10 protein-coding genes and 3 tRNA genes are annotated in these 13,788 nt (G+C 45.0%); 9 read left to right on the forward strand and 4 right to left on the reverse strand.

What is annotated here, in order from left to right; translation table 11 throughout:
- Positions 1–188: 188 nt before the first annotated feature.
- A complete protein-coding gene (gene folD / locus L2744_RS18035; protein ID WP_248993206.1) occupies positions 189–1,043 on the reverse strand; it encodes a bifunctional methylenetetrahydrofolate dehydrogenase/methenyltetrahydrofolate cyclohydrolase FolD in 855 nt (284 codons plus the stop codon).
- Between the two features lie 364 nt (positions 1,044–1,407).
- Here folD and L2744_RS18040 point away from each other — a divergent pair.
- The 9 genes from L2744_RS18040 (at position 1,408) to L2744_RS18080 (ending at position 10,492) form a co-directional block, all read left to right on the forward strand.
- Positions 1,408–1,484 (forward strand) — tRNA-Pro (locus L2744_RS18040).
- Positions 1,485–1,591: 107 nt separating this feature from the next.
- Positions 1,592–1,668 (forward strand) — tRNA-Arg (locus tag L2744_RS18045).
- A 9-nt stretch (positions 1,669–1,677) separates the two neighbouring features.
- Positions 1,678–1,753 (forward strand) — tRNA-His (locus L2744_RS18050).
- A gap of 261 nt (positions 1,754–2,014) precedes the next feature.
- Positions 2,015–3,319 carry a trigger factor gene (tig, locus tag L2744_RS18055; protein WP_248993207.1) on the forward strand — a complete coding sequence of 435 codons (1,305 nt, stop codon included), beginning with the start codon at positions 2,015–2,017 and terminating at the stop codon, positions 3,317–3,319.
- Positions 3,320–3,408: 89 nt separating this feature from the next.
- Positions 3,409–4,017: an ATP-dependent Clp endopeptidase proteolytic subunit ClpP gene (gene clpP, locus L2744_RS18060; protein ID WP_248993208.1), complete on the forward strand. Its 609-nt coding sequence runs from the start codon at positions 3,409–3,411 to the stop codon at positions 4,015–4,017.
- Positions 4,018–4,102: 85 nt separating this feature from the next.
- Entirely contained in the window at positions 4,103–5,383 is a 1,281-nt protein-coding gene (clpX, locus tag L2744_RS18065; protein WP_248993209.1) for an ATP-dependent protease ATP-binding subunit ClpX, read from the forward strand.
- Between the two features lie 132 nt (positions 5,384–5,515).
- Positions 5,516–7,873 (forward strand): endopeptidase La, encoded by a 2,358-nt coding sequence (gene lon, locus L2744_RS18070; protein WP_248993210.1) that lies wholly within the window; start codon positions 5,516–5,518, stop codon positions 7,871–7,873.
- Between the two features lie 244 nt (positions 7,874–8,117).
- Positions 8,118–8,405 (forward strand): nucleoid-associated protein HU-beta, encoded by a 288-nt coding sequence (gene hupB / locus L2744_RS18075; protein WP_255211589.1) that lies wholly within the window; start codon positions 8,118–8,120, stop codon positions 8,403–8,405.
- A 227-nt stretch (positions 8,406–8,632) separates the two neighbouring features.
- Complete coding sequence (locus L2744_RS18080; RefSeq protein WP_248993211.1) at positions 8,633–10,492, forward strand: SurA N-terminal domain-containing protein; 1,860 nt, start codon at positions 8,633–8,635, stop codon at positions 10,490–10,492.
- Between the two features lie 211 nt (positions 10,493–10,703).
- Here the strand turns inward: L2744_RS18080 and fabV are convergent, their stop codons facing one another.
- The 3 genes from fabV to L2744_RS18095 form a co-directional block, all read right to left on the reverse strand.
- On the reverse strand, positions 10,704–11,906 hold the full coding sequence (fabV, locus tag L2744_RS18085; protein ID WP_248993212.1) for an enoyl-ACP reductase FabV: 1,203 nt from the start codon (positions 11,904–11,906) through the stop codon (positions 10,704–10,706).
- Between the two features lie 105 nt (positions 11,907–12,011).
- Complete coding sequence (locus L2744_RS18090) at positions 12,012–12,797, reverse strand: peptide ABC transporter ATP-binding protein (protein ID WP_248993213.1); 786 nt, start codon at positions 12,795–12,797, stop codon at positions 12,012–12,014.
- The gene (locus L2744_RS18095; RefSeq protein ID WP_248993214.1) at positions 12,778–13,785 is read right to left on the reverse strand and encodes a peptide ABC transporter ATP-binding protein; all 1,008 of its coding nucleotides are present in this window, start codon (positions 13,783–13,785) and stop codon (positions 12,778–12,780) included. Before L2744_RS18095 ends, L2744_RS18090 begins: the two co-directional genes overlap by 20 nt.
- Positions 13,786–13,788 lie beyond the last annotated feature (3 nt).

Below are 13,788 nucleotides of genomic sequence, written 5' to 3' on the forward strand. Positions count from 1 at the left end.
AATTCATAGCGTGCGCCTAAAGTTGTTTTGTAGATCAGATCAACAACATCAGCGCGAGTTCAAAAAAATCCCCCGAATTTATCGGGGGATTTGTGTATAAGAGACAGGCATGATGCAGGTTTTTTTATGCTTGCCGAACCTAGAACCTAGAACCTAGAACCTAGAACCTAGAACCTAGAACCTAGAACCTAGTCATGATACTGCTCGGCTGCGTATAAGGTATTTTCTAATAGACTCGCAATTGTCATCGGGCCCACACCGCCGGGAACCGGAGTGATAAAGCTGGCATTTTGCGCTGCCACTTCATATTGCACATCGCCGACTAAGGTGCCGTTATCTAAACGGTTAATGCCCACATCAATTACAATCGCGCCGGGTTTGATCCACTCGCCAGGAATAAAGCCGGGTTTGCCTACCGCGACGACCACGAGATCTGCCTGACGGATTTTTTGCTCGAGATTCTTAGTGAAGCGGTGGCAAGTGGTGGTGGTGCAGCCAGCCAGCAGCAACTCTAACGTCATAGGACGGCCGACAATATTGGATGCACCAACCACAACAGCATCTAAACCATAGGTATCAACGCCGGTGGATTTGATGAGGGTCATTATGCCCATGGGGGTGCAAGAGCGCAGCACCGGAATACGCTGGGCTAAACGGCCAACGTTATACGGGTGAAATCCATCGACGTCTTTATCGGGGCGGATACGTTCGATGACTTTTGAATCTTCGATATGCGCTGGTAATGGGAGTTGCACTAAGATGCCATCGATTGTGGGATCTTCATTAAGACTATCAATAAGGCTCAGTAATTCATCTTCAGTGCAGCTTGTTTCTAAATCGTATGAACGAGAAATAAATCCAACTTCTTCACAGGCCTTACGTTTGCTTCCAACATATACTTGTGATGCCGGATCGGCTCCCACTAATACTACGGCTAAACCCGGTACACGTTGTCCAGCCTCTTTGCGGGCGGTGACTTTTTCACGAAGGTGAGTGCGGATGGATTGAGCAATCGCCTTGCCGTCGATTATTTGGGCTGTCATGGGTGTAGGATATCCTTTATATGGGCGATGGTTAAAACGGTAGTTAACACAGAGATTGGCAATCGCGGCTATTTTAACAGGGCCCAGCTACTGTGTCATGGTTAAAGCCGTCGCCAAGTGGATAAAAAAAATAGATTAGCCTGATAATTCAGCACCTAGAGTCGAACAATAAAAAAATCGTTGACGGGTGTAAAGTGAGGGGATAAGATGCGCTCCGTTCTCAGACATACTTATCTAGTAGCTTATAAGTATGAATTAATTTGCGACCTTCGGTGATTAGCGCAGTCCGGTAGCGCATCCAGATTTTGGATGATAGCGGACCAGAGGAAACCCTCTGAGTTAGTGCCAAATAAAGTAAGACCTTCGGTGATTAGCGCAGTCCGGTAGCGCATCTGGTTTGGGACCAGAGGGTCAGAGGTTCGAATCCTCTATCACCGACCACCTTTAGTTATTTGCCCTCGGTTTTTAATCGAACCCAATAAGCGAATAATATGGATAGCCAAATGCTATCCAACGCCAGTTAGGATGCAGAATATTCTGTACACCATGCGCCCGTAGCTCAGTTGGATAGAGCACCCGCCTTCTAAGCGGGTGGTCGCAGGTTCGAATCCTGCCGGGCGTACCAGTTTCAGTGGTGATTGTAGCTCAGTTGGTAGAGTCCCGGATTGTGATTCCGGTTGTCGTGGGTTCGAGCCCCATCAGTCACCCCATTTTTAGTACTTTGAGTACAAAATAAAAAAAGCGACCTTGGGTCGCTTTTTTTATACCTCAGATTCGGCTGTTGAGGCTCGACTCTGCAGAAAACGGTGGCTATAATGTCGCGTCTTGATAGATATCAACTATGAGCGACCTGTGCCAAAAGCCAGTAGTGGTGGGCATTGTAGTCAAATTTAATGATCAAGAAACGAATACCTGAATAGTTGATGACTCGGCTATTACAAAGGACGTTAGACAAATTTCGAGGTAAAACAATGCAAGTTTCTGTTGAAGCAACCCAAGGCCTAGAGCGTCGCCTAACCATTTCTGTTCCTGCGGAACAAATTGAAAAGCTGGTTAAAGACAGTTTACAACGTGAAGCTAAGCGTGCTCGTATCCCAGGTTTCCGTCCTGGTAAAGTGCCTGTCACTGTAATAAACAAACGTTACGGCGCTGCAATTCGTCAAGATATCACTGGTGAAGTGATGCAACGTAACTTCATTGAAGCCATCATCGCTGAAAAGTTAAATCCAGCCGGTGCTCCAACTTTTATTCCTGGTTCAACTGATGGCGAAAAATTTGAATTCATCGCTACCTTTGAAATCTACCCAGAAGTTGAGTTAAAAGGCTTAGATGCAATCGAAGTAGAGCAACCCAAAGCTGAAGTAACTGACGCTGACGTTGACACTATGATCGAAACCTTACGTAAACAACATGCGACTTTCGCGGCTGTTGAGCGTGAAGCTGCTGATGGCGACAAAGTGAAAATGAACTTTGTTGGCTCTGTTGATGGTGAAGAATTTGAAGGCGGTAAAGCTGAAGATTTCGAACTGCAATTAGGTAGCGGCCGTATGATCCCTGGTTTTGAAGCGGGTATCTTAGGTCACAAAGCAGGTGAAGAATTTGTTATCGACGTGACATTCCCAGAAGAATATCACGCTGAAAATCTGAAAGGTAAAGCGGCTAAGTTTGCGATTACGTTGACTGAAGTTCAAGCAGCTAACCTGCCAGAAGTGAACGATGAGTTTGCATCACTGTTTGGTATCAGTGAAGGTGGTTTAGAAGCACTGAAAACTGAAATCCGTAAAAATATGAATCGTGAACTTGAACAAGCGTTAAAAGCTAATGTGAAAGAGCAAGTGATCACTGGTTTATTAGCAAACAACGACATCGAGCTGCCAAAAGCACTGATTGATGGTGAAGTTAACGTATTACGTCAACAAGCGATGCAACGTTTTGGCGGCCAAACGGCTAACATGCCAGAACTACCAGCTGAATTGTTCACTGAACAAGCGGCACGTCGCGTTAAAATCGGTCTGCTATTAGGCGAAGTCATCAAGACTAACGAACTGAAAGCAGAAGATGAACGTGTACAAGGCTTGATCGCTTCTATGGCTTCTGCCTATGAAGATCCAAGTGAAGTCGTTGCTTATTACAACAGCAACAAAGAGCTGATGCAAAACATGCGTAACGTTGCTCTAGAAGAGCAAGCAGTTGAAGCACTGTTAAAATCTGCCAAAGTGACCGAAAAAGAAGTCGCTTTTGAAGAATTTATGAACAAGGCTACTGGTCGCGCATAAGCTAAGCTTGACTTGATTAGCTGTTCGCCATTTATAATGGCTCGTATGAGGCTCCTCATGCGAGCCATTTTTATTTAGGGAAGTGAATAATGCATAATGCGTCAGATATACAAAACGCTCTAGTGCCAATGGTAATAGAACAGACCGCTAAGGGTGAACGCTCATACGATATTTATTCTCGTTTGTTGAAAGAGCGGATCATCTTTTTGGTAGGTCAAGTTGAAGAACATATGGCCAATTTGATTGTGGCGCAGTTGTTATTCTTAGAATCAGAAAGTCCCGATAAAGACATTTTTTTATACATTAATTCACCCGGTGGTTCAGTAACAGCTGGTATGGCGATATATGATACTATGCAATTTATTAAGCCAAACGTGAGCACAGTTTGTATTGGTCAAGCGGCCAGCATGGGTGCGTTTTTGTTAGCGGGTGGCGAGAAAGGTAAACGGTTCTGCTTACCTAACTCTCGGGTAATGATCCATCAACCACTGGGTGGTTTTCAGGGTCAAGCTTCTGATATCGCTATTCATGCCCAAGAAATCTTAGGCATAAAGCATAAACTGAATCTAATGCTCGCCGAACACACAGGCCAACCGCTCGAAGTGATTGAGCGCGATACCGATCGCGATAACTTTATGAGCGCAACTCAAGCCGTCGAATATGGCTTAGTTGACTCTGTGATGACCAAGCGAAGCTGATTTTTGCTTTTGACTGGGCTATGCTCTGTGAAAGGTTAAGCAAATTTAAGACTGGCAGTAGAGCAGACTGCAAATGAGGTAATTAATGGGCGACAACAAAAATAATGGTGACAGCGGTAAATTGCTGTACTGCTCTTTTTGCGGTAAGAGCCAGCATGAAGTGAGAAAACTCATTGCTGGCCCATCAGTATACGTATGCGACGAATGCGTTGAATTATGCAACGATATTATTCGTGAAGAGATTAAAGAGATCTCTCCAAAACGTGATAGCGATAAATTGCCAACGCCACATGAGTTGCGGGCGCATTTAGACGATTATGTGATTGGTCAGGACAGAGCGAAAAAAGTACTCTCTGTGGCGGTCTATAACCACTATAAACGCTTAAAAAATTCATCACCTAAAGATGGTGTTGAATTGGGCAAGAGTAACATTTTGCTGATTGGCCCAACAGGGAGTGGTAAAACCCTACTGGCTGAGACGCTAGCACGCTCTTTAAACGTGCCTTTCACTATGGCTGATGCAACCACCTTAACCGAAGCGGGTTATGTCGGTGAGGACGTTGAGAACATCATTCAAAAATTGCTGCAAAAATGCGATTACGATGTTGAAAAAGCCCAGCGTGGTATCGTTTATATCGACGAAATCGATAAAATCAGCCGTAAATCCGACAATCCATCGATCACCCGTGACGTCTCGGGTGAAGGTGTGCAGCAAGCGCTGCTCAAGCTGATTGAAGGGACTGTTGCCGCAGTTCCACCCCAAGGTGGCCGTAAGCATCCGCAGCAAGAATTCTTACAAGTCGATACTTCTAAGATCCTGTTTATCTGTGGTGGTGCTTTCGCAGGTCTTGAGAAAGTGATCGAACAACGTGCACATGTTGGTTCTGGTATTGGTTTTGGTGCTCAGGTTAAAGGCGAAAAAGAGAAGGCGACGATTTCTGAAACCTTATCTCAAGTTGAGCCTGGCGATCTGGTGAAATACGGCCTTATCCCTGAGTTTATTGGCCGTTTGCCCGTAGTTGCAACGCTGACAGAACTTGATGAAGAAGCCTTAGTGCAAATTTTATCTCAACCTAAAAATGCCCTGACAAAGCAATACAGCGCGTTATTTGAGATGGAAGGCGTAGAGCTCGAGTTCCGTGAAGATGCACTCAAAGCCATAGCCCATAAAGCCATGTCGCGTAAGACGGGAGCCCGTGGTCTACGCTCCATCGTTGAAAGTATTCTGCTGGATACTATGTACGATATCCCATCCGTTGACGGTGTGGTGAAGGCGGTTGTGGATGAATCCGTGGTAAATGGTGAATCTGCCCCTATCCTGATTTATGAGCGCAATGAGACTCAAGCTGCGTCTGGCGAACAATAATTGTACTGATTGCTAATAATTTGAAAAACAAGGAGTCCATTGGGCTCCTTTTTTCGTATTGACCATTGAAACTCAATAAACCGTCCCAATATACTCCATTATCAATCCCATTCACCAAAACGGAATCGAACTATGACCCTAGAGCGTGAAGCGCATATCGAACTCCCCGTGCTGCCACTGCGAGATGTGGTGGTCTATCCCCATATGGTAATTCCGTTATTCGTTGGCCGAGAGAAGTCTATTCGTTGTCTCGAAACGGCAATGGCTCAGGATAAACAAATTATTTTAGTGGCTCAGCGTGATGCCGAGTTAGATGAACCTACCAAAGACGATATCTTTGACATCGGTACCGTCGCCTCTATTTTGCAGTTGTTGAAATTGCCAGATGGTACGGTAAAAGTTCTTGTTGAAGGTGGTCGTCGCGCCAAAATTACCCATTATACCCAAGAGACAGAATTCTTTGTGGCTAAGGCTGAGTATCTTGAATCAGAGCCTTTGGAAGACAAAGAAGAAGAAGTGTTAGTGCGCAGTGCCATTGGTCAGTTTGAAGGTTATATCAAACTGAACAAAAAGATCCCGCCAGAAGTCTTGACCTCTTTATCGGGTATCGATGAAGCGGCGCGTCTGGCCGATACTATGGCCGCACACATGCCACTTAAGCTTGAAGATAAGCAATCTGTGCTTGAGATGATCAACGTCGGTGAGCGTCTGGAATATTTAATGGCGATGATGGAATCGGAGATCGACCTGTTACAGGTTGAGAAACGTATCCGAACCCGCGTTAAAAAACAGATGGAAAAGAGCCAGCGTGAGTATTATCTGAATGAACAGATGAAAGCCATCCAAAAAGAACTGGGTGACTTAGACGAAGGCCATGACGAGTTTGAAGCCTTAAATCGTAAGATTGAAGAAGCCAATATGCCCGTAGAGGCTAAAGAAAAAGCCCTCGCCGAGCTCAACAAGCTCCGAATGATGTCGCCGATGTCCGCTGAAGCGACAGTTGTTCGCAGTTATGTGGATTGGATGACCTCTGTTCCTTGGAGTCAACGTTCTAAAATCAAACGTGATTTAGCTAAAGCCCAAGAAGTACTCGATACCGATCACTATGGTCTTGAGAAAGTGAAAGAACGCATCTTGGAATATTTGGCAGTACAGAGCAGAGTACGTCAGCTTAAAGGACCAATCCTGTGTTTAGTTGGCCCACCAGGTGTGGGTAAAACCTCACTAGGTCAATCGATTGCTAAAGCGACTGGCCGTAAATACGTGCGTGTCGCACTGGGTGGCGTACGTGATGAAGCGGAAATTCGTGGTCATCGTCGCACCTACATCGGCTCTATGCCGGGTAAGGTCATTCAAAAGATGGCCAAAGTCGGCGTGAAAAACCCCTTATTCTTGCTCGATGAGATCGACAAGATGAGCTCAGATATGCGCGGCGATCCGGCTTCTGCATTACTGGAAGTGCTAGATCCTGAGCAAAACGCGACCTTTAACGATCATTACCTCGAAGTCGATTATGACTTGTCAGATGTGATGTTTGTAGCAACGTCTAACTCGATGGACATTCCGGGGCCGCTTCTAGACCGTATGGAAGTGATCCGTCTGTCTGGTTATACCGAAGACGAGAAGCTGAATATTGCTAAGCAACATTTGCTGAATAAGCAAATCGAGCGTAACGGCCTTAAAGCTAATGAAATACATGTTGATGACAGTGCGATTGTCGGCATTATTCGTTACTACACACGTGAAGCGGGCGTGCGTTCACTCGAACGTGAATTATCTAAGATTTGCCGTAAGGTTGTGAAAATGATCTTGCTGGATAAGTCAGTTAAATCTGTGACAGTTAACCAAGAGAACTTGAAGTCATTCCTCGGAGTACAGCGTTTCGATTACGGCAAAGCTGAGTCGAAAAACCAAATTGGTCAAGTGACGGGTTTAGCTTGGACGCAAGTCGGCGGTGATTTACTGACGATTGAAGCAACATCGGTTCCGGGTAAAGGTAAGTTGACCTATACAGGTTCCCTTGGCGACGTGATGCAAGAGTCGATTCAAGCAGCGATGACAGTGGTTCGTGCCCGAGCAGAACAACTAGGCATTAATGCAGACTTTTACGAGAAGCGTGATATTCACGTACATGTACCAGAAGGGGCAACACCTAAAGATGGTCCATCTGCGGGTGCGGCAATGTGTACTGCTTTAGTTTCAAGCTTAACGGGCAATCCTGTACGTGCTGATGTGGCCATGACAGGGGAAATTACCTTACGTGGTGAAGTGTTACCTATCGGTGGTTTGAAAGAAAAACTGTTAGCAGCACACCGCGGTGGAATCAAACTGGTACTGATCCCCAAAGAAAACGAGCGTGATTTGGAAGAAATTCCTGCCAATGTGATTGCCGATTTAGAAATCCGTCCTGTGCGTTGGGTCGATGAAGTGTTAAAACTGGCCTTAGAAAGACCCGTTGAAGGCTTCGAAGTGGTTAAAAACTTGGCATAACGCAAGAAAATGCGCTATCAAGCTAAAAAAAGTGAAAAAAGGGGCTTAACAAAGCGCAGACCTGTGGTAGCCTAGGTCTGTGGAGAGCCAGCTGCTCCAAGCCCTTGGCGCAACTGGCTTTGAGCTGTATCCAGTTTTATTTCTTTGGTTTTCGAACTCAGCTTGAACTTTGAATTCAAGCTTGTTATAAAAGCCTCCGCAGACCGCTCTAGAGACGGATTTGGTTGCGGCGCAAAAAAATTACATTCAAGGGGATGACATGAACAAATCTGAACTAATCGAGAAAATTGCTTCTGGTGCTGATATTTCTAAAGCCGCTGCTGGCCGTGCACTGGATTCTTTTATCGCTGCAGTGACCGAAGGTCTGAAAGAAGGTGATAAAATTTCTCTTGTTGGTTTTGGTACTTTTGAAGTGCGTGAGCGCGCTGAGCGTACTGGTCGCAACCCACAAACGGGTGAAGAAATCAAAATCGCAGCAGCAAAAATTCCTGCATTTAAAGCAGGTAAAGCTCTGAAAGACGCTGTCAATTAATTTTTGATATCGTAGCCTTTGTAAGGCGTTCGTAATATACAAGCACTGTTTAATCAGTGCTTTTTACGAATTGAAAGTAATGGATTTTGAAGGTTATTTTCTACCATTACTCGGGGTTTTAGCACTTACCTGTGGTAGCGTCTGAATCATCCCCATAAATTACAGAAAGGCGCATCTCAACCTGATGCGCCTTTTTATTTTGTTAATCGCAACAAGCGAGAAATCTGATGTTAGAGAAGATCCGCGACGGTTCGCAAGGCGTGATTGCTAAAAGCATTCTCGTACTTGTGATTTTATCTTTTGCATTTGCAGGTGTGAGTAGTTATTTAGGCTCAACTACTGACGTACCCGCAGCAGAAGTCAACGGTGACAAGATCACTAAAGCCGAGTTAGAGCAAGCGTATCAGAGTGAACGCTCTCGTATGGAGCAACAACTGGGTGAGATGTTTGCTGCGTTATCTGCTGACGAAAGATACCTAGAAAGTATAAAGCAGAGCGTATTAGAGCGTTTAGTTGCCGATAAACTTATCGACCAAGCGGCAACCGCAATGGGCCTTAGAGTTTCTGATGAGCAAATTATTGCTGCCATAAAATTAGAACCAGCGTTTCAAACCGATGGCAAGTTTGATAATGAGCGTTATCAAGCGATTTTGCGTCAGTTAGGTTACCAACCGCAAGGCTTTAGAAATATGATGCGTGTTGATATGACACGTCGTCAGTTAACTGCCGCCCTTGTGGGTACTGAATTTGTGTTACCAGGCGAAGCTAAGCAACTGGCTGAGCTACAAGGCCAAACTCGCGATATTCGTTACTTAGTGGTGGATTCTGCACCATTTTTAGCGAATGCGACTGTGACCGATGAACAAGTGAAAAATTACTACGATGCGAACCAAGGGCAATTTATGAGCCCAGAAAAGGTAAGCCTAGAGTATGTTGAGCTAAACGCCGCCGACTTTGCTAAAAATAGCCCAGTTACCGACGAAGAGGCACAAGCTTACTATGATGAACATAAAACTCAATATGTGGCTAGCGAGAAGCGTTTAGCAGCCCACATCCTCATTAATTCAGATCACGACGATGCTGCAGCCAAAGCTACCGATTTAGCCAAGCAATTGGATAATGGTGCCGATTTTGCGGAACTTGCTAAAGCTAATTCCGACGATAGGTTAAGTGCAGAGCAGGGTGGAAAACTGGAGTGGTTTGAGCCCGGTGTGATGGAACCTACCTTTGATGCGGCTTTATTCGCACTCAATAAAGGTGAGCATTCTGCGGTTGTTAAAACAGGCTTTGGTTACCATATTATCAAATTACTGGATATACAGGCTGGCGCGACAGTGCCATTTGCCGATGTCAAAGCCAAAATTGTAGCTCAGTTGCAGGATAAGAAAGCGGTGGATCAGTTCTACAGTCTGCAAAGTAAGTTAGCGGATACCAGCTATGAAGTTCCTGACACTTTAGCTGAAACTGCAAAAGTTGTTGGTGTGCCAGTTAAAACCACGCCTCTATTCTCGCGCGATGATGCACCTGAGGGGCTCAATAAACCTGATTTTGTGAAGGCCGCTTTCTCCGATACTGTTAAGTTAAAAGGCTTAAATAGTGAAGTGATTGAGCTTGAGCCTAATCATGTGGTGGTGGTTCGTGTTAAAGAACACCGTGATGCGGGGACTTTGCCATTGGACAAAGTCAGCACTGACATTATTGACCGTTTGAAGCAAGAGCAAGCAAATGATGCTGCCCGTGTTAAGGCACAAGAATTAGTGGCACAAGTACAAGCACATGCCGCTGATGTAGCCTTAATCACCAAAGTAAAACTTGGTCGTGGTGAGCAAGAGATCGATACTGCCATTGTGGGTAAGGCTTTCCAAATGCCAACTCCAAGTGCGGCTCCTGTGGTTGAGACTGTTGGCCTTGCTAATGGCTATGCTGTGATTGCATTAGATAAAGTAAATGCTGCAGAGTCTGTAAGCGATGAACTCGTTAATGCACTTCAACAACGTTTAAATGCACAATACAGTGAAGCGGATTACCGTGGCTTGATTGAGTCATTAAAAGCGAATGCCAAGGTACTTTATCCCGTTGAAGGTTGATTGAAGTGAGGATATAGAGAGCTTACTTCTTATCCTCTTTATAAGGTCAAACTAAATAAAAAATGCCAAGAGAGATCTCTTGGCATTTTTGTTTTTGTCGTCGATGAGGTTTAAGGATATCTTTTACAGTATCTGGATCTGCGATAAATAAAAACGCCACTAAAAAGTGGCGTTTAACGTTGTGATAAGCAGCAATGAGAATCGGAATCGATTAGAGTTCGATAACGTCAAACTCAACGTATGGGTTAACGTCGGCATCGTAATCAATCCCTTCGATACCAAAGCCAAATAACTTAATGAATTCTGCTTTGTATTCACGATAATCAGTCAATTCTGATAAGTTTTCTGTGGTCACTTGTGGCCACAAATTACGACAGTGTTGCTGAATATCTTCACGCAGTTCCCAATCATCTAAACGTAAGCGATTGTCGCTGTCGGTTTCTGGCTTAGCACCATCGGCACGGAATAGACGCTCGCTGAACATACGGTAGATTTGCTCCATACAACCTTCATGGAGACCTTCTTGACGCATTTTCTTGAATACCATAGCAATATACAGCGGCATTACAGGAATAGCGGAACTCGCTTGAGTAACGACGCTCTTAAGTACAGCAACGTTAGCGCTGCCGCCTTTAGCCGATAACTGTTCATTTAAGGCTTTCGCTGCGCGATCTAAATCCATTTTGGCTTTGCCAAGGGCACCGTGCCAGTAAATTGGCCAAGTGAGTTCTGTACCTATGTAGCTGTAAGCAACGGTTTTGCAGCTATCAGCTAAAACGCCCGCTTCAGACAAGGCTTTGATCCACAGTTCCCAATCTTCGCCACCCATAACCGTTACAGTATCGGCAATTTCTTGCTCAGTGGCGGGCTCTACGGTCGCTTCGATAATGCAATCTTTATTGGTATCAACCGCAGTCGCTGTATAAGTTTCACCAATTGGTTTTAATGCCGAACGAATGACTTCTCCTGAATCAGGTAATCTACGCACTGGTGATGCCAGTGAGTAAACGACCATGTCGATTTCACCGAGATCTTGCTTGATAAGCTCGATAACTTTTTGCTTAGCTTCATGGCTAAAGGCATCGCAGTTAATGCTCTTAGAATATAAACCTTCAGCTTTAGCAAATTTATCGAATGCGGCGGAGTTGTACCAACCCGCAGTGCCTGGTTTAGCTTCTGTGGCCGGTTTTTCGAAGAACACGCCAATAGTTGCAGCATCACTACCGAAGGCGGCTGCAATACGTGAAGAAAGACCATAGCCACTTGATGAACCCACCACTAACACCTTTTTAGGGCCGTTAGTGATTTTACCTTTGGCTTTGGTTAGGTTGATTTGTTCTTGAACGTTTGCTTCACAACCGACAGGGTGTGTAGTGGTACAAATAAATCCACGAATTTTTGGTTTGATAATCATGTTTAAGCTTCTTCTATCAAAATGACCAATAGGATAAATATTTCGGCGGGTAAATGGCATCTATTTTTAGCCAATTCGCCTGATTATTTAAGTGGTTGGAGCAGTTTAACGCTTGTGGACAAACAGGCTCTGCTCTTGGACTAGTCTTTGGGTGTATTCATGTTGTGGTGAGTTAAATATCTGTTCTGTAGGTGCTTTTTCAACCATCACACCCTTATGTAGTACCATAATTTTATCGCTAACATGGCGAATGATGTTGAGATTATGGGAAACGAAAATGTAAGACAAGCCGAGATCTTTTTGTAGTCTTAAGAGTAAATTGAGAATTTGTGAACGTACAGAAAGATCCAATGCAGTCAAGGCTTCATCGGCGATGATGATCTTAGGATTTAGCATTAAAGCCCTAGCAACGGCAACCCGTTGTTTTTGGCCTTCAGAGATCATATGCGGATAAAAATCCGAATGTTCGGGTAATAGGCCGACTTTTCTAAGAGTATCTACTACCTGATTATGGCGCTCTTTAGCCGAGAGTTGAGTATTAAAACGTAACGGTTCATCGAGCAATTGGCCAATGGTCAGACGTGGGTTTAGCGAAGTGTTAGGATCTTGGAAAATCATCCTAATCAAACGGCAGCGTTGTTTGATATCACGGCTATCTAAGGCTTCGCCCTCAAAGAAAATTTCACCACCACTACGGGGTTCTGCGCCAACTAAGATCCGGGCGAGGGTACTTTTCCCCGAACCTGCTTCACCCACAATAGCTAAGGTTTCTCCGCGATTCAGCTCGAAGGACACAGGCGCTAATGCATCGTTATATTGGCGTGAAAAGCCCTTATAACCCATGTCGTATCTTTTGTAGAGATCGTTAACTTTAAGCAGTGGGGTCGTCATTTGTTGTTTCGCCGTGGTAAGGAAAATGACAGGCAAAATAGCGGTCTTTAAGGTGACTTAAATTAGGCTGATTTACACATTTCTTTTGTGCTTCAGGGCACCTAGGTCCTAAGCGACAACCAATTGGAAGATGCTGTAGTGCCGGAGCTGAACCTGGCAAAGTAGGCATAATTGCCTTATGGGCTTCAATACCTGAGTAGTCAGGCATGTTATCGAGCAGTGCTTTGGTATAAGGATGAAAGGGCTGAGCGATGAGATCTGCCGTTGGCCCAGACTCCATCACTTGCCCGCAATAGAGCACAGATAAGTGATCGCACCACTGTGCTAGGGTTTCAAGTTCGTGGCTAATGATTAAAATCGATACATTCTGTAGCTGATTTAACTGTGACAATAAACGAAAAATTTGTGCTTGAGTGCTGAGCTCCATAGAGTTCGTCGGCTCATCGGCAATTAACAACCGTGGCTGATTGGCAACAGCCATAGCGATCATCACCTTTTGGCATTCGCCTTCGGATAGTTCCCATGCATAGCTAGACATGACTTTCTGTGGATGTTTGATACCCACCTTATGGAGCCATTTTTGCGCGGTTAATCGTGCATGTTTACGGCGTTGCCAGAAATGGCTCTTAGGATTCTTTGGCATGGCTTGCATTAACTGGCTGCCGACGGTTTGCGCCGGATCAAGGCTGCCGGAAGGATCTTGGAAAATCATCGCCATATCCGACCCCATAAGATTACGACGCTCTTTAGAGGTCATGGCCATCAGATTATTACCATCCCACATCATGCGATCGGCTGTGATAGTCCAGTTCGGCCCTGGAATGCCAAGAATAGCCCTTGCGAGAAGACTTCGGCCCGAACCGGATTCACCCACTAACCCATGGATTTCACCTGCATTAAGGGTCAAGCTGACTTTTTCGAGTGCCCGCACTCTACCATGGGGCGTATCGAGTTCAATCGTGAGATTTCGTACGTCGAGTAAAGGCATAAG

Source organism: Shewanella profunda, from assembly GCF_023283765.1.
In the GTDB taxonomy this organism is placed as follows: Bacteria; Pseudomonadota; Gammaproteobacteria; order Enterobacterales; family Shewanellaceae; genus Shewanella; species Shewanella profunda.

Coding starts and splice junctions, on each gene's coding strand:
- clpP (WP_248993208.1), top strand. CDS start 3,409: ATGCATAATGCGTCAGATATACAAAACGCTCTAGTGCCAATGGTAATA.
- L2744_RS18080 (WP_248993211.1), top strand. CDS start 8,633: ATGTTAGAGAAGATCCGCGACGGTTCGCAAGGCGTGATTGCTAAAAGC.
- L2744_RS18095 (WP_248993214.1), bottom strand. CDS start 13,785: ATGCCTTTACTCGACGTACGAAATCTCACGATTGAACTCGATACGCCC.
- fabV (WP_248993212.1), bottom strand. CDS start 11,906: ATGATTATCAAACCAAAAATTCGTGGATTTATTTGTACCACTACACAC.
- folD (WP_248993206.1), bottom strand. CDS start 1,043: ATGACAGCCCAAATAATCGACGGCAAGGCGATTGCTCAATCCATCCGC.
- clpX (WP_248993209.1), top strand. CDS start 4,103: ATGGGCGACAACAAAAATAATGGTGACAGCGGTAAATTGCTGTACTGC.
- lon (WP_248993210.1), top strand. CDS start 5,516: ATGACCCTAGAGCGTGAAGCGCATATCGAACTCCCCGTGCTGCCACTG.
- tig (WP_248993207.1), top strand. CDS start 2,015: ATGCAAGTTTCTGTTGAAGCAACCCAAGGCCTAGAGCGTCGCCTAACC.
- L2744_RS18090 (WP_248993213.1), bottom strand. CDS start 12,797: ATGACGACCCCACTGCTTAAAGTTAACGATCTCTACAAAAGATACGAC.